We start from the raw sequence: 17,481 nt of genomic DNA, 5'->3' as shown, positions 1-17,481 counted from the left end.
AGCGGGTATGATGACCGCTTACACGGGTCCATCAGCCAGCTTCACATGATCTCCACCGATTTTTCCGGCGGCGCCGATGCCGGCCAGGCTTCGTCGCTGCCGCGTTCCGAGCGCGCCTACCAGCAATTGCGTGCGGCCATCCAGGCCGGACAGCTGTCCCCGGGTACGCGCCTGCGCGAGGTGGAACTGGCCGAATCGCTGGGCCTCTCGCGCACGCCGGTTCGCGAAGCGCTGTCGCGGCTGGAATCCGAAGGGCTGGTCGTCAACGAGCCCAACCGCGGCATGATGGTCACCCAGCTCGACGCCAGCATGGTCAGCGAGCTCTATGTCATGCGCGAAGTGCTGGAAGGCACCGCGGCCGCGCTGGCCGCCCGCCACGCCACGGACGTCGAGATCTCGCTGCTGCGCGATATTGTCGAGCGCGACCTGTCGATGGCCGACGACCCTGACCGCCTGGCCGCCAACAACCGGCTGTTCCACGAAACCCTGCATCGCTGCGCGCACAACCGCTACCTGCTCAAGACGCTGCGCTCGCTGCACGAATCGATGGCGCTGCTCGGCCGCACCACGCTCGCGGTGCCGGGCCGGGCCCGCGTTTCCTACGAAGAACACCTGGCGCTGGTCGAAGCCCTGGAAAAGCGCGACCCCGCGCTCGCCGAGCAGATCACGCGCCGCCATATCCAGCAGGCGTACAAGGTACGCCTGTCACTCTGGATCGAAGAGCAATCGTCCTCGCTCTGACCGGATCGGCGCCGCTCAGGCCGCCGCTTCGGCACGGGCGGCGCGCAGGCTGCCGCTACCCAGCACGGCCAGCGCCACGGGCGGATTGACGTCGACCTGGCTTGTCGCCAGCATCTGGCTCACGTTCGTGACCAGGTACATGCAGGCGGAAAACGCCACCAGCGAACCCATCGGCGGCATTTTTCGGGCCCTCACGCCGCGGCGGTGCCCGAACGCCACATACCGGACAACTTCCACATCACACGTTGCTTTTCTCGCATACGTACTTTTACGTAATGCTGCAACGCCACAATTCCTTTGCTACAATCAGGGAAAACCCCATGAGGGTAATCCCTGTAAGGAAGGACGTCATGAACACCCAATCCGATATCAAGCTGACCGATCAACTGGAACGCGACCTGATCGAGCGCGAACTGGGCTACCGTGGCCTGGGCATTTCGAACGACGTGAAGCGCGCCATTGCCTTTGTGCAAACCGTGCTGACCCGTCTGCAGACGCAAGCCCGCAAGGCCAAGGTAAGCTACGCCAACGGTTGAGCCAGGCGCTCCCAGGAAGTACCGGTCTCGTCAACGAGGCCAAATGAAGCCGGCAAGTGCGGCCCGCAAGGGCGAGCAACGCCGGCTTTTCCGTTTGAAAGCACGCGCTGTCCGGTCCGTTCTAGCCTGGAATCCATCCCTCGGCCGAAGCCATGCCAAGCCGTAGCCGCGGGTGGTCGTTCAGCACCTGCAGAATCAGCGCGCGATGGCACCGCTGCGCGGCCACGGAACTGCATAGCGCCGCCAGCGTCTGGCGTGCCAGTGTCGTCTCGAGGGTGCCGGCTTGCAGTCCCCTCATCAGCGCGATCTGGCGGCGGATGCGCTCGCGCCCCTCGTTGATATGCTTTTCGCAGCGCTCCAGATCGCGGAGCTCTGTCGCCAGATCAAGCATGCTGCTCTCCAGGTGGTGCTGCCTCAGTGACCGCATAAGAACCGTGGCCGCTCATCTCTGATATAGCGATCGGATCGTCCGAAATCCAGATACATCGCTTCAAGACAAACTGCACTTCAAGGCCGGTTGGCATAGCGTTTGCGTGGGGATGGGGCACCACCATTGCGTGGAAGAGGGCCACGGCGCTGACGCGCATCTGGGGAATGTGATGGTCGAGCCTGCTTCCGGTTTCACCAGTCATGCCCGCTTTGACGGGCGCATGCTCATCGTCGGCTTCGGCTGCATCGCCAGTTCCCTGCTGCCCTTGCTGCTCCGCCATATCGCGGTGGAGCCGTCGCAGATCACCGTGCTCTGCCCTCCCGGAACGCCGGTCGAGATCGCGCGGGAATATGGCGTGCAAGTGGTCGAACAAGGACTGAACGAGAAGAACCATCGCGAGATTCTCCAGCGCCACACCGGCAAGGGCGATTTCCTGCTGAACCTGTCGGTCAACGTTTCCAGCGAAGCCCTGGTGCGGTATTGCTGGGAACACGGCGTGCTTTACCTCGACACCTCTATCGAGCCATGGCATGGCGGCTCGGTGGACCCCAATGCCTCGCTATCGCGCCGCAGCAACTATGCCTTGCGCGAAGGCGTGTTCGCATTCCGCCTGGACAAGCGCAACGGGCCGACGGCGATCATGACGCAAGGCGCCAATCCCGGCCTGATCTCCGCGCTGCTGAAGCAGGCGCTCGTCAACCTGGCCGCCGACAACGACCTGCACTACGCGCCGCCCCGGTCTTTCGAGGACTGGGCGACGCTGGCGCGGCGCCTCGGCATCAAAGCCATCCATATCGCCGAGCGCGACACGCAGGTCTCCACCGCGCGCAAGGGCGACAACGAGTTCGTCAACACCTGGTCGGTGGATGGCTTTATCGAGGAAGGCACGCAGCCCGCCGAACTGGGCTGGGGCACGCATGAACGATACTGGCCCGACGATGCGCAACGGCATGGCTTCGGTTCCGATGCCGCGGTGTACCTGACCCGTCCCGGCTTCAGCACGCGCGTGCGCAGCTGGACGCCGCTCGGCGGGCCGTTCCACGGCTTCCTGATCACGCACGGCGAATCCATCTCGATGGCCGACCACCTGACGCTGCGGGAAAACGGCGAAGTGGTCTACCGGCCGACCGTTCACTATGCCTACCGCCCCTGCGACGACACCCTGCTGTCGATCGACGAACTGGCCGGACACGGCTGGCGCAGGCAGGACAAGCAGCGCATCCTGCGCGACGACATCACCGACGGCATGGACGAGCTCGGTGTCCTGCTGATGGGGAACGAGCGCGGTGTCTACTGGTATGGCTCGCGGTTGTCGATCGCGCAGGCGCGCGAGCTGGCGCCGCACAACACGGCTACCAGCCTGCAGGTCGTGGCCGGCATTCTCGGCGGCATGGTCTGGGCGCTGGAAAATCCGCAAGCCGGCGTGGTCGAGCCCGACGATCTCGATTACCAGACCGTGCTGCGCATCGCCTGCCCTTATCTCGGCGAAGTCGTGGGCGTCTACGGCGACTGGACACCGCTGGCCCAGCACTCCGAGCTGTACCAGGAACCGGCGGATGAAGATCCCTGGCAGTTCATCAACGTTCGCGTGACGTAGCGAACCCGGCCCGAGGAGGACAAGCGGATGTCTGGCTTGTTGCATAAGGAACTGGGCGTCATCGAGAACTCCTACTACGAGGCGAGCGTGCAGCGCCCCGTTCCGAACCGGCCGCTGCAGGGGCATGTCAAGGCCGATGTGTGCGTCGTCGGCGGCGGCTATGCGGGACTGTCCTGTGCGATCGAGCTCGCCGAGCGGGGCTTCAGCGTGGCACTGCTCGAAGCGCAGCGAATCGGCTGGGGGGCGTCAGGGCGCAACGGCGGCCAGGCGATCGTCGGCTTCGGGTCCGAGGGGGAGCGGGCGATCGAGCGCCAGTGCAAGAAGGACATCGCCAAAGCGGCCTGGGACGTGTCCGTCGAGGGCATCGACCTGCTGCGCCAGCGCATCGCGCACTTCGGCATCGACTGCGACTATGTGCACGGCTACCTGACCCTCGCGCCACGCGAAGGAAAGGTGCGCGACCTGGAGGCATGGGTCCGGCATACCCGTGAACTCTATGGCTACCCGCTCGAATGGATCGGCAACGGCCAGCTGCCGCAGTACGTCGGCAGCAGCCGCTTTGTTGCCGGCGCCTACGATGCGCACTCGGGCCACCTGCATCCGCTGAAGTACTGCCTCGGGCTGGGCGCGGCCGCTGTGCGCAAAGGCGTCCGGGTGTTCGAGAACTCGGCGGCCTACCGGCTCGAAGCGGGGGAAGACGCCGTCGTGAAAACCGCCGAAGGCGAGATCGAATGCAAGCAGGCGGTGCTGGCGGGCAACGTGTACCTTGGTGAATTCGGCGACCACATGGCACCGGAAATCCAGGCGCGCATCATGCCCGTGGGCACGTACATGATTGCGACCGAGCCCATGGAACGCGCCAGTGCCGCTGCGCTGATGCCCGCCATGGCGGCCGCATCGGACAACAACCTCATCGTCGATTACTTCCGCGTCAGCGCGGACCACCGCCTGTTGTTCGGTGCCGGCGAGACCTTCAGTGCCCGTCCGCCCCGCAACCTGGTGGACCGTATCCGGGCGCGCATGGTGCGGGTCTTCCCTCAGACCGAGGAGCTGAAGGTCGATTACGCCTGGGGCGGCTTCATCGATATCACCATGAACCGCGCACCGGACCTGGGGCGCGTCGGCAAGTGCCTCTACTATGCGCAAGGCTTCTCCGGTCACGGCGTGGTGTTCGCCGGCATGGCGGGAAAACTGATTGCGGAAGCCGTCAGCGGCGATGCCACCCGCTTCGACGTATTTACGCGCATCCGGCATCACCGCTTTCCGGGCGGTGATGCCTTGCGCACGCCCGCGCTCGTGCTAGGCATGTGGTACTACAAACTTCGCGACCTGCTCTGACGGCGCGGACCGGATTGCAGAACCGGCGGTGCAATCCTTCTCGTTCGCGCAGAATGGTCAGTCCGTCAGCGACGCCGGCAGCTTGCCGCCATTCGCCGCCAGCTCCTGCATCAGCCGCTTGTGCAACCACGTGTTCATCGACGCCGAGTCGTTGGTGTCGCCCGTGTAATTCAGTTCATGCGCGAGCGCCTTGCGATGCTCAAGGCTGCTGTCGATGCCCAGCGCCTTGAGCGTATCGACGATCGATGTGCGCCAGTTCAGCGCCTGGCCCGATTCGCTCACAGCCCGGTCCATGACCGCCTCCACGTCGACCTGCGACAACGGCCGCTGGCCAGCCGCGCCAGAGGATGCCGGTGTCCCGCCCGCCGACGAAGCCGCGCCGCCGGCAGATGGGCTCGCACCGGACGGCGCCGTGCCTGAAGCGGCCTGAGCGCCTGCGGTGCCTGATGCCGTACCCCCGGCCGTACCCGTACCCCCGGCCGTACCTCCAGCCGAACCCGTGGACGTGCCAGGCGAAGTGCCGGCGGTCGTGCCGGGCGCCGCGCCCGGGCTCGCGGTCGAAGTGGTCTGCGGTTGCGCAGCCTGCCCCCTGTGAAGCAGCTTGTTCAGGATGTCTTTGAAGATGCTCATCTCAGCCTCCATACCAGGTGTAAGCCTTGCCTTCGTGCAATTTTCGTTCCCTCCGCGGCAGGCGTGCGCGCAGCACGCCTGCGCCGACATGGCGGCTCGCGCGACCTAGCGCTTCCCGGTCTCGGACCCGGAATCGGGTTCGTCCGACTCGGACTCCGCCCCATCCGCACCGAGATCGGCGCCCGTGACCGGATCGCTGTGGACGTCGGACGCGTCGCGCATGGCAAACGCCGCGACAGCCGACTCCTCCTCCTGCGTCAGACGGACGGTGGCCGAGCCATCTCCGCCATCCACGGCGGGCGGCGGGTCTTCGACGAACTCGAAATTCCTGTCGTCGTTCCACGGCCCGCGCTTCGGTTCGGTGCCCTGCGACATCCTGTAATAGACCGAATCAAACGGCTCGACGCCCGGAGTCTTGCCCGGTGGGAAGTTGCCCGCGATCGAGTACAGCGCGCGTTCGAATGACTTCTGGTGCGCGATCTCGCGCGTCATCAGGAAGCCAAGCGCCTCGCTGACGCTGGGATCGTCGCTTAGATTCATCAGGCGCTCGTAGATGATCTTGGCACGCGCTTCCGCGGCGATGTTGGAGCGCAGGTCGGCGGTGGGCTCGCCGATCGTATCGATATAGGCCGAGGTCCATGGCACGCCCGCCGAGTTCACGAGCGCCGGGCCGCCGCCGAACAGAAGCTGCGTGACATGGCTGTCGTTGCCAGCGCCGGACAGGGACCGATACAGCTCGGCTTCCTGCTCGGACCCTTCGGCCAGCTGGCCCTTCGCGCCCCGGTTCAGCATCGCGATCAGGGACCCGATCACTTCCAGGTGGCTGAGTTCCTCGGTGGCGATGTCCAGCAGCATGTCCTTGCGGCCGGGATCTTCCTCGCTCAACGCCTGCGTGAAATAGCGCGTTGCCGCCGCCAGTTCTCCTTGCGGGCCACCGAATTGCTCCAGCAGGAGGTTCGCCAGGCCAGGGTCTGCACGCGACACGCGCACGGTATATTGCAATCGCTTGTTGTGTATGAACATGGTCAGCTCCAGGGTGTGTCCAGACGCGCCTTGTCCCAGCACAGGCGCAGCCGTGCCGCTGCATTGACCATGCCAGTTACGGCCCGCCGCACGGCGATTTCAACGGGAGCCATCCGGCGCGGGCCGCCGCCGAGGCGCGGGCGTGTAGGAATTGCAGGGCGCGGCATGATGGCATGCCGTTCCTTGCGAGGGGAACGGCTTAATGCCGGGGCGCCGCCAGCATCCACAGCAAGGCGGCATTCATCGTCACGATGATGGCCACGGCCGTCCACGCAAGCCCGATCAGCCAGCGCGGATTCACGTGCTCGCCCATTTGCGCGCGGCTGCTGGTGTAGCGCACCAGCGGGATCGCGGCAAACGGAAGCTGCAGGCAAAGAATCACCTGGCTCAGCAGCAGCAGCTGCGCCATGCCGCGCTCGGCATAGAGCGTCGCCACCACGAACGCCGGCACGATGGCGACGCAGCGCGTGACCAGCCGTCGCAGCCAGGGCGGCAGGCGGGTCTGCAGGAAGCCCTCCATCACCACCTGGCCGGCAAGCGTAGCGGTCACCGCCGAACACTGCCCCGACGCCAGCAGCGCCACGCCAAACACCAGGCTGGCCCAGGCCGCGCCCGTCAGCGGACTGAGGAGGCGGTACGCCTCCTGGATCTCGGCGACGTCGGTACGCCCCGCCTGATGGAACACGCCTGCTGCCGTGACCAGGATGGCGGCGTTGATGACAAAGGCCAGCGACAGCGCCACCACCGTGTCGATGGCCATGAAGCGCAGCGCCCGGCGCAGGTCCGCCGTGCTGCCATCGAGCGCACGCGTGCGCACCGCCGCCGAATGGAGATAGAGGTTGTGCGGCATGACCGTGGCGCCGATGATCCCGATGCCGATATAGAGCGCGGCAGGATCGCGCAACGTGGGCCCGTGGGGCAGCAGTCCGGCCGCCACGTCCTGCCACGCCGGCCGCGCGATCAGCAGCATCGCGACAAAACACGCCAGTACCAGTGCCACCATGCTGATGACGAAGGCCTCCAGGCGCCGATAGCCGCGTTGCTGCAGGACGAGCACCAGCAGCACGTCGAACACGGTCAGCGCGACGCCCCATGCGAGCGGCAGGCCGAACAGCAGGTTCAGCGCTATGGCGGTGCCGATGACCTCGGCCAGGTCGGCCGCGCAGATGGCGATCTCGCACAACACCCACTGCGCCAGCGCCGAGCGTCGCGAACTGTGGTGGCGGCACGCCTGCGCCAGGTCCATGCCGCAGACCAGGCCGAGCCGGCTGGCGAGCACCTGCAACAGCACGGCCATGCAGCTCGACATGGCGATGACCCATAGCAGGCGATAGCCGTAGGCGGAACCGCCGGCGAGATCGGTCGCCCAGTTGCCGGGGTCCATGTAGCCGACCGCCACGAGATAACCCGGTCCCGCGAAGCGCAACATGCCGCGCCAGCCATCGCTCGCCGCGCTTTCCGTTGCGACGACTGAAGCGCAATGCTCGGGAGGAGGCATCTCAGCCAAGCAAGTCGCACAGGCGGATGAAAAGCGACATGGCCCCGCCGCCCAGCACCAGCATGCCGGCGGTCATCCGGTACGGATGGGCGCGCCAGAACCGGTGCGCCGGATAGATCGACATGGCGCCCCTCCCTCGGCGCACGCGGCGCCGCAGTAATCCAGAACGACGATGGAGGTGCACGACTCGTGCCAGCGCCAGAAGAAGGGGTTCAATACCAGTGCGTCACTTTTCTGTTCGGAATGGGGCCATTCCGGAGTGGCGTACCGGCGATGCGGAATGTGTATCCTGAGTGAAGACCAATCGCGGAGAATTGCGATGCCTGACCAGGAGACCCGCGCTCCGGACCTTGCAACTTGCGATCGATATATCAAAGAAGGCCGCGAGCGCGTACGGCGCCAGATTGCACTGGTGAGAGAGCTTGACAGGGACGGGCATGACACCACCGTCGCACGCCAGCTTCTGGCCGCACTGCGAGAGACCGTGACCGCCCAACGGCGACATCGGGATCTGATTGCCGAACTTGACGGCCGTCTCGCTCCCGTCAAGATTGCCGGGATTCCGATCGAAGTCCGCAGCAGAGCCGGAGAGCCATGAGCTCGTCGCTATAACCGCTATGACGGGACGGTCACCCGCAGCTCGCGGTGTCCACGGAACCTGGTGTCGGTTTCGATCACGCCCTTGTTCCGCAAGCGCCTCGCATGTCACAGTGCGATGGGATGTTCCGTGCGTCGCCGCGACCCATGGCGCTTTGCATCGCATATTCACAATATGAACGACTGTGAACCGTAAGCCCCCAAGAAATCAGGCTACCCGTAGCGATGTCATATACCGCATATATTCACATTATGAACAAAAAAGGATGCCGTGCTTTACCACAGTGAGCGCGGATGTCGATACTGGTCTCACAGCAAATACGATCAGGTAGACATCCGGAGACAAGATGAAACTTGCACTATGTATCGCCCCAGCCTGCTTTGCGCTACTGGCGCCTTTAAGCGGGTTCGCCCAGCCGGACGCCTATCCGGCCAAGCCGGTCAAGATTCTGGTGGGATATCCGCCTGGCGGCGCCTCGGATACCATCAGCCGCATCATCGGACAAGAACTTTCAAAGCTGAACGGCGAGTCATTCGTGATCGAAAACCGGCCTGGCGTCGGGGGCATGCTGGCCATGAGCCTCGTGGCCAAAGCGCCTGCCGACGGTTACACGCTGGGCCTGGCCGTCAGCGGCACGCTGACCACCGGGCCGCATCTCCAGAGTGCCAAGCTCTACAACCCCCTGACTGATTTCGCGCCCATCGGCATGGTGGCCAAGGCGCCGATGGTGTTGCTGGCCGGTCCTGCCAGCGGCTACGACAGCGTGAATGCCGTCGTGCTCGATGCAAAGAAGCGGCCCGGGCAGCTGATGTTTGCATCGGGGGCGCAGGCGTTTGAATTGGCGGGCCAATTGTTCAAGTCCAAGGCCGGCATTGACATCACCACCGTGTCCTACCAGGGAGGCGCTCCCGCGTCCATCGACGTGATGTCCGGTCGCGCCCAGCTGATGGTCGACACCATCGGCGCGCAGCGGGAAAACATCAAGGCCGGCAAGCTGCGCGCGCTGGCAGTACTGGACAGCACGCGTTCGCCGATCGCTCCCAATGTACCGACGATGGCGGAAGCCGGCGTCAAGGGCTATGAAGCGCTGGGCTGGACTGCCCTCGTTGCACCCAAGGGAACGTCGCCGGCCGTGATCAACAAGCTCAACGGCCAGCTGCGGGATATCCTGAAAATGCCGCAGGTCAAGGACAAACTCGATGCGCTGGCATTCGAGCCCTGGCCCAGCACGCCTCAGTTCATGCAGAAGACGGTTGCCGCAGAGTATGCCAAATGGGGCGAGGTGGTACGTGTCTCCGGCATGAACCAGAAATAGCCCTCCCCTCTTTCCTCTGAATTGCCACAGGTTCCGGCGGATGTCCAAACCCGCCGTGGCTCCCTTTTGCCTAAAAAAGATGAATACGATGACCTCAATGTCCGACCGCCAGTGGATCAGCCAGCTCGACGAAGCACTGCCGACAGCCAATGTGCCCACGCTGCTCATGGTGCTGCTTCACCTGACCGGCGACAGGCAATGGCTGTCCGAGCGTTATCAATGCACCCATATCCGCGGCATCGATGACCATGATTCGGGCGGACTGCCCGCGGACGTCCAGGACGAAGTCCGCTCGGCCGCGCGCGAAGCCTTGCTGGCATGGAAAGCCGGCCGCCCCGCCGCCCTGCCCGACCCGGGCCTTGACGAACTGGTCGAGATGATGCGGCGCAGCGTTGGCGAACAGGTGCCGGATTCCTATGGCCCGATGGTCGGTGCCTGGCTTGGGCTGGACCCCGCCTTCCGGATCGACCAGCGCAGCGAATACCGCGTGCCGAAGAACTTCCACGTGGTGATCATTGGCTCCGGCGTCGCGGGTCTGTGCGCGTCCATCCGGCTGCACGGCGCGGGCATTCCCCACACGGTGATCGAGAAGAACGCCGAGGTCGGCGGCACCTGGTATGAGAACCGCTACCCGGGCGCGGGCGTCGACACGCCCAACCATATCTATTCCTACTCGTTCGCCAATGGCGACTGGACCCGATATTTTGCGTTGCGCGAAGAGATCCACGCCTACTTCGTCGAGGTGTCGCATCGTTTCGGCGTGCGGCAGTTCATCCGCTTCAACACCGAGGTGAAGTCCGCGGTGTACAACGAGCGCACCATGGACTGGACGGTCAGCGTGTCGGATGCCCACGGCAACACCGAAGCGTTGCGCGCGAACGTGGTGATCAGCGCAGTGGGGCTGCTCAACGTGCCCAAGCTGCCCGATATTCCCGGACTCGATTCGTTCGAAGGCCCGAGCTTCCACAGCGCGCGGTGGCCCGACGGGATGGACGTCAGCGGCAAGCGCGTGGCCGTTATCGGCAACGGCGCCAGTGCAATGCAGATCGTGCCGGCGGTTGCGCCGCACGTGGCGCAGATCACGGTCTTCCAGCGTTCGAAGCAATGGGCGGCACCGTTCGAGCGCTTCAAGAAGCCGGTGCCTTCCGCCTCGCGCTTCCTGCTGAAGGAGGTGCCGTATTATCAGCCGTGGTATCGGCAGCGCCTGGCCTGGATCTTCAACGACCGCATCCACGCCTCGCTGCAGGTCGACCCCGAGTGGCCGCACCCCGACCAGTCGATCAACAAGCGCAACGACAAGCACCGCGAGTTCTTCATCGACTACGTGAAGCAGGAACTTGGCGCGCGGCAGGAATTGCTCGATGACGTCCTGCCTGACTACCCGCCCTTTGGCAAACGGATGCTGATGGACAATGGCTGGTTCCGCACCGCGACGCGTGACAACGTACGCATCGTCAACGACGGGATTCAGAAGATCGAAGGCAATGCCGTGGTCACGGCCGATGGGCAGCGTCATGAAGCAGACGTGCTCGTGATCTGCACGGGCTTTGACGCCGTGAACCTGCTCTCCTCCTTCCGCCTGATTGGCCGCGAAGGCCGGAACGTCCGCGACAACTGGGACGCCAATGGCGCACAAGCCTACCTTGGCGTGGCGACGCCCGGCTTCCCCAATTTCTTCATGCTCGCGGGCCCGAACACGGCGCTGGGCCACGGCGGCAGCGTGGTGGCGCTGCTCGAAACCCAGGTGCAGTACGTGATGTCGCTGCTCAAAACGGCCATGAACGAATACGAGGCAGGCTTCGCGATCGAGGTCCGCCAGGACGTGCACGACCGATACAACGCGCGCGTGCAGGATGCACACGCGCGCATGATCTGGACGCACAAGGGCATGTCGAACTGGTATCGCAACACCAAGGGCCGAGTGGTGGCGCCGACGCCCTTCCGCAATGACGATTACTGGCACATGACCCGCAATTCGGGGCTGAACGACTACGTTGTGCGCGACGCGCGCACCGAAGACGCCACGCAGGAATGCGCGGAAGGGGCGGCATGATGACGCACAACGCAATGAGCCGGGGCCCAGGCCCTCACCTGCTAAGCGGGCTGCGCATCCTGGACCTTGGCACGATGGTCGCCGGCCCGGTGGCGGCCACGCTGTTTGGCGACTTCGGCGCGGAGGTCATCAAGGTCGAGGTACCGCGGCGCGGCGACACGGTGCGCGATCTCGGCCCGTTCGTCGACGGCCAGTGCCTGTACTGGAGCGTGGAGAACCGCAACAAGAAGTCCATCACCCTGGACCTGCGCAAGCCGGAAGGCCGTGACCTGCTGCTGCAGCTGGTGGAGCAGGCCGATGCGGTGGTGGAGAATTTCCGGCCCGGCACGCTCGAGAAGTGGGGGTTGGGCTGGGAGGCGATGAAGGCGCGCAATCCGAAGCTCATCATGCTGCGGATCTCCGGCTTCGGGCAGACCGGTCCTTATCGCGAACGCGCCGGCTATGACCGCATCGCCCTTGCCTTTGGCGGACTCATGGGCATCACCGGGTTCCCGGACCGCCCGCCCGTGCGCATTGGCACATCGATTGCGGATTATCAGTCGGCGATCCTTGGCGCCTTTTCCTTGATGATGGCGATTTATCACCGCGACATGCACGACGGCGAAGGGCAGCAGATCGACCTGGCGATGTACGAGTCGATCATCCGTTTTACGGAAGTATTGGTGCCCGCCTACGACCGCCTTGGCACGGTGCGCGAGCGCCGCGGCAACAAGCATTTCGCGGCGGCGCCGGGCGAGCATTTCCGCACGTCGGACGGACGCTACATCATCCTGACCGTATCGGCCGACGCGGGATTCCAGCGGCTGGCGCAGGCGATGGGACGCGCCGACTGGCTGACCGATCCGCGCTTTGCCACGCACGAGCAGCGCTGGCTGCACGTCGACGAACTCAACGGCGCGCTTGCGGCCTGGATCGAATCGCTGCCTGTGGAGGCGCTCTGCATGAAGCTCGACGAAGCCAAGCTGGCGTATTCATTCATCTACAGCATCGAGGACATCATGGCCGATCCGCACTACCAGGCGCGCGGCACCATAGCGTCGGTCCCCGATCCGCGCATCGGCCCGGTCAAGATGGCGGGAGTGATTCCGAAGTTTCCCGACCGGCAGGAAAAGCCGATCGAACCGGCGCCCGATCTTGGCCAGCACAATGCCGCGATCTATGGCGAACTGCTGGGGATGTCCGATCACGACATGGCAGCGCTGGCCGAAGCGGGGGTGATATGAGCCGCGCCGTCGTACTGGGAGGCGGCGGCGTCGCGGGCGTCGCATGGGCCACCGGCGTCGCCGCGGGCATGGCCCGCAAGGGCGTCGATATCTCGCAAGCCGACGCCATCGTGGGCACTTCGGCGGGCTCGGTGGTTGGCGTGCAGATCGCGTCGGGTGTCGGCCTCGAAGTCCTGCTTGCGGGGCAACGGCTTCCGGCTTCGCAGTCGCGGGAGATGGCGCGGCAATATTCGCAATCCGAGGCCGACGCCCTCAATCGAAAACTGATCGAGAAAGTGTCGGGCGACGTCGCCGCGGCACGCCGGCGCATCGGCGCCTATGCGCTGCGCAGCGAGACCGTGCCCGTGGAAGTCCGGCGCGAGATCATCGCCGCTCGCCTGCCCGGCGCGACGTGGCCGGCTCGGGCCGTGCATGTGGTGGCGGTCGACGCCCAGACCGGTGAACACGTGGTGTTCCATCGGCATAGCGGCATCGAGCTGGTGGACGCCGTTGCCGCAAGCTGTGCAGTGCCGGGAAGCTGGCCAGTCGTGCCGATAAACAGCCGTTCCTATATGGACGGCGGTATCCGGTCGCTGACCAATGCCGATCTCGCACCCGTTGCGAAAAGCGTCCTGGTTATCGCGCCGCTCGGCTATGCGGACGGCAACCCTGTCAGCGGACATCTGCGCGCAGAAGTGGCAACCCTGGAGTCACGGGGCGCGAGAGTCGCCGTCGTTGTGCCGGACGCTGCCTCCTGGGAAGCGATGACTGACAACGTCCTGGACCCTTCGCGCTGCGAGCCTAGCGCCAATGCGGGGCTGGCCCAGGGGTTGCGCATTGCCGACGACATTGCAACCGCCTGGCATCTTTGACGAACGACGGCATGAGCGCTGCCACGACGAACCGTCTGGCAGCGTTGGGAGGCTCGGGATGATAACCTTGCCTCATTTGCCACAAGCCGCTTTGCCGAAGCGGCGTTCGTGAAAGCGCTCTGCTGGGCAAGTCCGCGGGGTGCCGTATCCTGTCTATTCCATTTTGAGGTTGTACCCGTCCTCGGCGGCACCCGCCCGTGGGGCTCCATGGGAGTCGTATTGTGAATATCCAGCGTGTTACCGAGGCCGAGCCGGAGCGGACACGTGGTGCCCAGGCCGTTTTTCGCGCCATCGACCTGCTCAAGCTCGTGGGCCTGAACCATGAGCACGGGATATCGCTTGCGTCACTGGTGGCGGCAACGGGGCTGGATCGCGGCACCGCGTATCGGCTGTTGAGTTCGCTCCTCCAAAGCGGCATGGTGGCGCGCGACGACGACAAGCTCTACCGGCTCGGACTCGAATCGATGCAATTGGGGCTGGCTACCATGAGCCGCGCGCCGATCATGGACCGCTGCCGGCCCGCCATGATCCGCATTGCGCGCCGCACGGAGGATACGGTCTACCTGGTGGTGCGCAACGGCGACTATGCCCACTGCGTGCACTACGAGCAGGGCACGTTTCCCATCAAGGCGCTGGTATTGCAGGTAGGCGGCCTGCGCCTGCTCGGCGTTGGCTCCGCGGGCACGGCCTTGATGTCGACGCTGACCGACGCCGAACTGGCGTCTTTCCATGCGCGCCATGCGAGCAAGCTGCCGGCCGAACGAAGCTCGCTATCCCATCTGCGCCGGCAGATGGCGCTGATCCGCAAGCAAGGCTACGCATGCACCGACAACCTCGTGGCCACCGGCGTGAGCGGCGTGGGCATGGCATTTCAAGTCACCCCCGGTACGTACGCCGCGATCAGCGTAGGTGCCATTCGTTCACGATTGGACGACGAGCGACGAGAATGGATAGCAGGGCTGATGAAAGAGGAGTTGCAGAACAGCGGATGGGGAGTGATCTAGGGGGACACTTCGCGCGCATATCGGAGGCTCCTGCGCCTGCGGCCCATCGTGCACCCCAGGCGTCGTGGTCAGACAGACCTGCCATTACCCGGCGACAGGCGGAAACACATACCAGGCGCCATCCCCATGGCGGAAGAAGGCAATGGACAAGCGCCGCGTGGTTCGCGTCGATTCGACACACACCAGGCAGCCCTTGTGATTGGCAAGGTGCTTGAAGCAGGTAACCCGCGCCGGACTGTCGTCGCTGGGCGACAGCCACTTCTCTACCAGCGCGCGTAGCGAATTTTCTGATCTGCGCATCGTGTCACTCCTTCCGGGGCTCTGAGGCACATTCCACTGGCACCGACACTGCTTCGGCACCTCCTTGATTCAAGGCTAGAAGGGGAACCTCGCCAATGCCTTCAGTGGGGGACGACAAAGCGGAGCGAGATGAACTGAATCACGCGTAGGAGGTTCCTGACAGCACCGCTGACGTAGCGGGTGGTCTCGACGAACTTGCGGAACTCGGCGTTGGTGACATGGTGGAACCGCGTCCATCGCAATGCTCAGATCGCCACTACGGCCTCGCCGACAATCTTCGGATTGCCATACTGGTTCGCAGTCTGGATCTCGACGCGTACGCGCCGCTCGCCGTCGGCCTCGAACTTCTCGACCACGCGTCCGCAGCAGGTGATGCGGTTGCCCAGGTGCGTGATGCCCTGGAAACGCACGTCGAAGCGGCGCAGGCGTGCCTGCGGCACCCACTGCGTCAGCAGGCGGCCAAGCCAGGCCATGCCGAGCATGCCTTGCGCAAACACGTCAGGCATGCCGGCGCGCCGCGCAAAGTCCGTATCGATATGGATGGGGTTGTGATCGCCGGACGCGCCGCCGAAGAGCGCGAGCGTGGTGCGGTCGACTGCGGGCAGCACCAGTTCCGGCAGCAGGTCGCCAATCTGCACGGTGTCATAGCCAGGTTTCATCATCGCAAAATCTCTCAGTTGCGGCACACCAGCACGGTGTGCATTTCGGCGACCAGTTCGCCGCGCTGGTTGGTGGCGCGCGAGGTCTTCACGACAAACTCGAGTGCACCGTTCTTCTTGTCGTAGATGTCCTCGATACGCGAGCGCACGGTGACGGTGTCGCCCACGCATGCGGCCGCGTGATAGGTGAAGCCCTGCTCTCCATGCAGCAGCTTCGCCACCGGCACCCCGAGCCGCTCCAGCATCAGGTCGATGGCGCCCGAGTCCAGTTCCGCCGCGAACAGGAACGTCGGCGGCGCCGGCAGATCCGGATAGCCCGCATCCCGCGCCACGATCTCTTCGGTGTAGACCGGATCGGTCTCGCCGATGGCCTTGGCAAAGAAGCGCAGGCGTGTGCGCTCGACGGGCAATACCGACGATGGCAGTTCGTGCCCGATCCATTTCTTGTCGATCATGTCCGCCTCCTCAGACGCGCTCGTACAGCGTCACCACGCAGGCGCCGCCCAGGCCAAGGTTGTGCTGCAGCGCGAGACGTGCCCCTTCGACCTGGCGCTTGTCCGCCTTGCCGCGCAATTGCTGGACCAGTTCCGTGCACTGCGCCAGGCCTGTTGCGCCCAGCGGGTGGCCCTTCGAAAGCAGTCCGCCCGACGGATTGGTCACGACCTTGCCGCCATAGGTGTTGTCGCCGTCGCGGATGAACTTCTCCGCCCCGCCCACTGGACACAGGCCCAGCGACTCATAGGTGATCAGCTCGTTGTGCGCGAAGCAGTCGTGCAGTTCGACGACATCCAGGTCCTGCGGGCCGATGCCGGCGGCTTCATACACCTGCCTGGCCGCCTCCTGCCCCATGCTGAAGCCCACCACCTCGCGCATGTCGCGCGCCTCGAAGGTGACGGCGCGGTCCGTCGTCATGGCTTGCGCCTTGATGCGCACGCCGCGATTCAGGCCATGACGGCGCGCGAACGCATCCGAGCAGATGATGGCCGCGGCCGCTCCGCAGGTAGGCGGACACGCCATCAGGCGGGTCATCACGCCGGGCCACACGGCGGGCGATGCCAGCACCTCTTCCTCGGTGACAACCGTGCGGAACAGTGCCAGCGGGTTGTTGGCGGCGTGGCGGCTTGCCTTGGCGCGGATGCTGGCGAACGTCGACAGCTGCGTGCCGTACTGCTGCATGTGGGCAAGGCCTGCGCCACCGAAATAGCGCAGCGCGAGCGGAACCTCGCCGTTGCCGACGAGCTCGTCGGTAATCTGCTCGAAGCGGTCGAAGGGGCTGGGCCGGTCTTCGAAATAGGCCCCCAGCGCACCCGGCTTCATCTGCTCGAAGCCCAGTGCGAGCACGCACTCGGCCGCACCGCTTGCAACGGCCTGGCGGGCGAGGTACAGCGCGGATGAACCGGTCGAGCAGTTGTTGTTGACATTGACGACCGGAATGCCGGTCATGCCCACTTCATAGAGCGCGCGCTGCCCCGCCGTGGAATCGCCATAGACATAGCCGACGTAGGCCTGCTGCACCTTGTCGTAGGCAATGCCGGCATCGGCCAGCGCGGCGGCGGTCGCCTTGGCGGCCATTTGCGAATAGGGCTCATTGGCCCCCGGCTTGGTGAAGGCGATCATGCCGACACCGGCCACAATGACATCGTGGGTCACGATTTACTCCAGAGGAAAAGCGATGGATCGAGAGA

19 protein-coding genes and 1 pseudogene are annotated in these 17,481 nt (G+C 64.9%); 10 read left to right on the top strand and 10 right to left on the bottom strand.

All coding sequences use genetic code 11. From position 1 onward, the window contains the following. Nucleotides 1-45 precede the first annotated feature (45 nt). Nucleotides 46-741, top strand: coding sequence for a GntR family transcriptional regulator (locus tag ACIGJB_RS19005; RefSeq protein WP_483733852.1), 696 nt, complete (start codon nucleotides 46-48; stop codon nucleotides 739-741). 15 nt (nucleotides 742-756) lie between these two features. Here ACIGJB_RS19005 and ACIGJB_RS19000 read toward each other — a convergent pair whose 3' ends face one another. Beyond that, nucleotides 757-921, bottom strand: a complete 165-nt coding sequence (locus ACIGJB_RS19000) for a hypothetical protein (RefSeq protein ID WP_483733851.1) — start codon at nucleotides 919-921, stop codon at nucleotides 757-759. A 170-nt stretch (nucleotides 922-1,091) separates the two neighbouring features. On the opposite strand from ACIGJB_RS19000, the gene ACIGJB_RS18995 reads away from it, so the two are divergent. Beyond that, the gene (locus tag ACIGJB_RS18995) at nucleotides 1,092-1,277 is read left to right on the top strand and encodes a hypothetical protein (RefSeq protein ID WP_483733850.1); all 186 of its coding nucleotides are present in this window, start codon (nucleotides 1,092-1,094) and stop codon (nucleotides 1,275-1,277) included. Nucleotides 1,278-1,398: 121 nt separating this feature from the next. Here ACIGJB_RS18995 and ACIGJB_RS18990 read toward each other — a convergent pair whose 3' ends face one another. Further along, nucleotides 1,399-1,668, bottom strand: coding sequence for a hypothetical protein (locus ACIGJB_RS18990; protein WP_483733849.1), 270 nt, complete (start codon nucleotides 1,666-1,668; stop codon nucleotides 1,399-1,401). 208 nt (nucleotides 1,669-1,876) lie between these two features. On the opposite strand from ACIGJB_RS18990, the gene ACIGJB_RS18985 reads away from it, so the two are divergent. Both ACIGJB_RS18985 and ACIGJB_RS18980 read left to right on the top strand, forming a co-directional pair. Next, on the top strand, nucleotides 1,877-3,304 hold the full coding sequence (locus ACIGJB_RS18985; protein WP_483733848.1) for a homospermidine synthase: 1,428 nt from the start codon (nucleotides 1,877-1,879) through the stop codon (nucleotides 3,302-3,304). A 27-nt stretch (nucleotides 3,305-3,331) separates the two neighbouring features. Then, nucleotides 3,332-4,642, top strand: a complete 1,311-nt coding sequence (locus tag ACIGJB_RS18980) for an NAD(P)/FAD-dependent oxidoreductase (protein ID WP_483733847.1) — start codon at nucleotides 3,332-3,334, stop codon at nucleotides 4,640-4,642. A 57-nt stretch (nucleotides 4,643-4,699) separates the two neighbouring features. On the opposite strand, the pseudogene ACIGJB_RS18975 reads toward ACIGJB_RS18980, so the two are convergent. From ACIGJB_RS18975 to ACIGJB_RS18960, 4 genes and pseudogenes are all read right to left on the bottom strand, one after another. Continuing rightward, nucleotides 4,700-5,071 (bottom strand): annotated as a pseudogene (locus tag ACIGJB_RS18975) (DUF3597 domain-containing protein); the annotation flags it as partial. A 306-nt stretch (nucleotides 5,072-5,377) separates the two neighbouring features. Further along, entirely contained in the window at nucleotides 5,378-6,295 is a 918-nt protein-coding gene (locus tag ACIGJB_RS18970; RefSeq protein ID WP_483733846.1) for a manganese catalase family protein, read from the bottom strand. A 199-nt stretch (nucleotides 6,296-6,494) separates the two neighbouring features. Further along, nucleotides 6,495-7,793 (bottom strand): Nramp family divalent metal transporter, encoded by a 1,299-nt coding sequence (locus ACIGJB_RS18965; RefSeq protein WP_483734725.1) that lies wholly within the window; start codon nucleotides 7,791-7,793, stop codon nucleotides 6,495-6,497. A 1-nt stretch (nucleotide 7,794) separates the two neighbouring features. Next, nucleotides 7,795-7,917: a hypothetical protein gene (locus ACIGJB_RS18960; RefSeq protein WP_483733845.1), complete on the bottom strand. Its 123-nt coding sequence runs from the start codon at nucleotides 7,915-7,917 to the stop codon at nucleotides 7,795-7,797. A 195-nt stretch (nucleotides 7,918-8,112) separates the two neighbouring features. On the opposite strand from ACIGJB_RS18960, the gene ACIGJB_RS18955 reads away from it, so the two are divergent. The 6 genes from ACIGJB_RS18955 (at nucleotide 8,113) to ACIGJB_RS18930 (ending at nucleotide 14,837) form a co-directional block, all read left to right on the top strand. After that, nucleotides 8,113-8,391 (top strand): hypothetical protein, encoded by a 279-nt coding sequence (locus ACIGJB_RS18955; RefSeq protein WP_483733844.1) that lies wholly within the window; start codon nucleotides 8,113-8,115, stop codon nucleotides 8,389-8,391. Between the two features lie 346 nt (nucleotides 8,392-8,737). Continuing rightward, nucleotides 8,738-9,706 carry a Bug family tripartite tricarboxylate transporter substrate binding protein gene (locus ACIGJB_RS18950; protein WP_483733843.1) on the top strand — a complete coding sequence of 323 codons (969 nt, stop codon included), beginning with the start codon at nucleotides 8,738-8,740 and terminating at the stop codon, nucleotides 9,704-9,706. A gap of 88 nt (nucleotides 9,707-9,794) precedes the next feature. After that, entirely contained in the window at nucleotides 9,795-11,759 is a 1,965-nt protein-coding gene (locus tag ACIGJB_RS18945) for a flavin-containing monooxygenase (protein ID WP_483733842.1), read from the top strand. Further along, nucleotides 11,756-12,982 (top strand): CaiB/BaiF CoA transferase family protein, encoded by a 1,227-nt coding sequence (locus tag ACIGJB_RS18940; protein WP_483733841.1) that lies wholly within the window; start codon nucleotides 11,756-11,758, stop codon nucleotides 12,980-12,982. Before ACIGJB_RS18945 ends, ACIGJB_RS18940 begins: the two co-directional genes overlap by 4 nt. Then, entirely contained in the window at nucleotides 12,979-13,833 is an 855-nt protein-coding gene (locus ACIGJB_RS18935) for a patatin-like phospholipase family protein (RefSeq protein WP_483733840.1), read from the top strand. The genes ACIGJB_RS18940 and ACIGJB_RS18935 overlap by 4 nt, the downstream gene beginning before the upstream one ends. Before the next feature lie 221 nt (nucleotides 13,834-14,054). After that, a complete protein-coding gene (locus ACIGJB_RS18930; RefSeq protein WP_483733839.1) occupies nucleotides 14,055-14,837 on the top strand; it encodes an IclR family transcriptional regulator in 783 nt (260 codons plus the stop codon). 84 nt (nucleotides 14,838-14,921) lie between these two features. On the opposite strand, the gene ACIGJB_RS18925 is transcribed toward ACIGJB_RS18930, so the two are convergent. From ACIGJB_RS18925 to ACIGJB_RS18910, 4 genes are all read right to left on the bottom strand, one after another. Next, nucleotides 14,922-15,137 (bottom strand): hypothetical protein, encoded by a 216-nt coding sequence (locus ACIGJB_RS18925; RefSeq protein WP_483733838.1) that lies wholly within the window; start codon nucleotides 15,135-15,137, stop codon nucleotides 14,922-14,924. Between the two features lie 245 nt (nucleotides 15,138-15,382). Further along, on the bottom strand, nucleotides 15,383-15,799 hold the full coding sequence (locus tag ACIGJB_RS18920) for a MaoC family dehydratase (protein WP_483733837.1): 417 nt from the start codon (nucleotides 15,797-15,799) through the stop codon (nucleotides 15,383-15,385). 11 nt (nucleotides 15,800-15,810) lie between these two features. After that, nucleotides 15,811-16,251, bottom strand: a complete 441-nt coding sequence (locus ACIGJB_RS18915) for a MaoC family dehydratase N-terminal domain-containing protein (protein ID WP_483733836.1) — start codon at nucleotides 16,249-16,251, stop codon at nucleotides 15,811-15,813. Between the two features lie 10 nt (nucleotides 16,252-16,261). Further along, nucleotides 16,262-17,446, bottom strand: a complete 1,185-nt coding sequence (locus ACIGJB_RS18910) for a lipid-transfer protein (protein WP_483733835.1) — start codon at nucleotides 17,444-17,446, stop codon at nucleotides 16,262-16,264. Between the last annotated feature and the right edge of the window lie 35 nt (nucleotides 17,447-17,481).

It is taken from the genome of Cupriavidus sp. C2SS-8b, assembly GCF_057073745.1.
Note: the sequence above shows the minus strand (reverse complement) of the source record. Positions and strands in the feature narration are given on the sequence as shown.

Bases quoted from the DNA above. Each gene is read 5' to 3' on its own strand.
- ACIGJB_RS18985 (WP_483733848.1), top strand. From the start codon at position 1,877: ATGGTCGAGCCTGCTTCCGGTTTCACCAGTCATGCCCGCTTTGACGGG.
- ACIGJB_RS19000 (WP_483733851.1), bottom strand. From the start codon at position 921: ATGCCGCCGATGGGTTCGCTGGTGGCGTTTTCCGCCTGCATGTACCTG.
- ACIGJB_RS18980 (WP_483733847.1), top strand. From the start codon at position 3,332: ATGTCTGGCTTGTTGCATAAGGAACTGGGCGTCATCGAGAACTCCTAC.
- ACIGJB_RS18925 (WP_483733838.1), bottom strand. From the start codon at position 15,137: ATGCGCAGATCAGAAAATTCGCTACGCGCGCTGGTAGAGAAGTGGCTG.
- ACIGJB_RS18995 (WP_483733850.1), top strand. From the start codon at position 1,092: ATGAACACCCAATCCGATATCAAGCTGACCGATCAACTGGAACGCGAC.
- ACIGJB_RS18965 (WP_483734725.1), bottom strand. From the start codon at position 7,793: ATGCCTCCTCCCGAGCATTGCGCTTCAGTCGTCGCAACGGAAAGCGCG.
- ACIGJB_RS18970 (WP_483733846.1), bottom strand. From the start codon at position 6,295: ATGTTCATACACAACAAGCGATTGCAATATACCGTGCGCGTGTCGCGT.
- ACIGJB_RS19005 (WP_483733852.1), top strand. From the start codon at position 46: ATGATCTCCACCGATTTTTCCGGCGGCGCCGATGCCGGCCAGGCTTCG.
- ACIGJB_RS18990 (WP_483733849.1), bottom strand. From the start codon at position 1,668: ATGCTTGATCTGGCGACAGAGCTCCGCGATCTGGAGCGCTGCGAAAAG.
- ACIGJB_RS18920 (WP_483733837.1), bottom strand. From the start codon at position 15,799: ATGATGAAACCTGGCTATGACACCGTGCAGATTGGCGACCTGCTGCCG.
- ACIGJB_RS18945 (WP_483733842.1), top strand. From the start codon at position 9,795: ATGACCTCAATGTCCGACCGCCAGTGGATCAGCCAGCTCGACGAAGCA.
- ACIGJB_RS18955 (WP_483733844.1), top strand. From the start codon at position 8,113: ATGCCTGACCAGGAGACCCGCGCTCCGGACCTTGCAACTTGCGATCGA.
- ACIGJB_RS18935 (WP_483733840.1), top strand. From the start codon at position 12,979: ATGAGCCGCGCCGTCGTACTGGGAGGCGGCGGCGTCGCGGGCGTCGCA.
- ACIGJB_RS18960 (WP_483733845.1), bottom strand. From the start codon at position 7,917: ATGTCGATCTATCCGGCGCACCGGTTCTGGCGCGCCCATCCGTACCGG.
- ACIGJB_RS18950 (WP_483733843.1), top strand. From the start codon at position 8,738: ATGAAACTTGCACTATGTATCGCCCCAGCCTGCTTTGCGCTACTGGCG.
- ACIGJB_RS18940 (WP_483733841.1), top strand. From the start codon at position 11,756: ATGATGACGCACAACGCAATGAGCCGGGGCCCAGGCCCTCACCTGCTA.
- ACIGJB_RS18915 (WP_483733836.1), bottom strand. From the start codon at position 16,251: ATGATCGACAAGAAATGGATCGGGCACGAACTGCCATCGTCGGTATTG.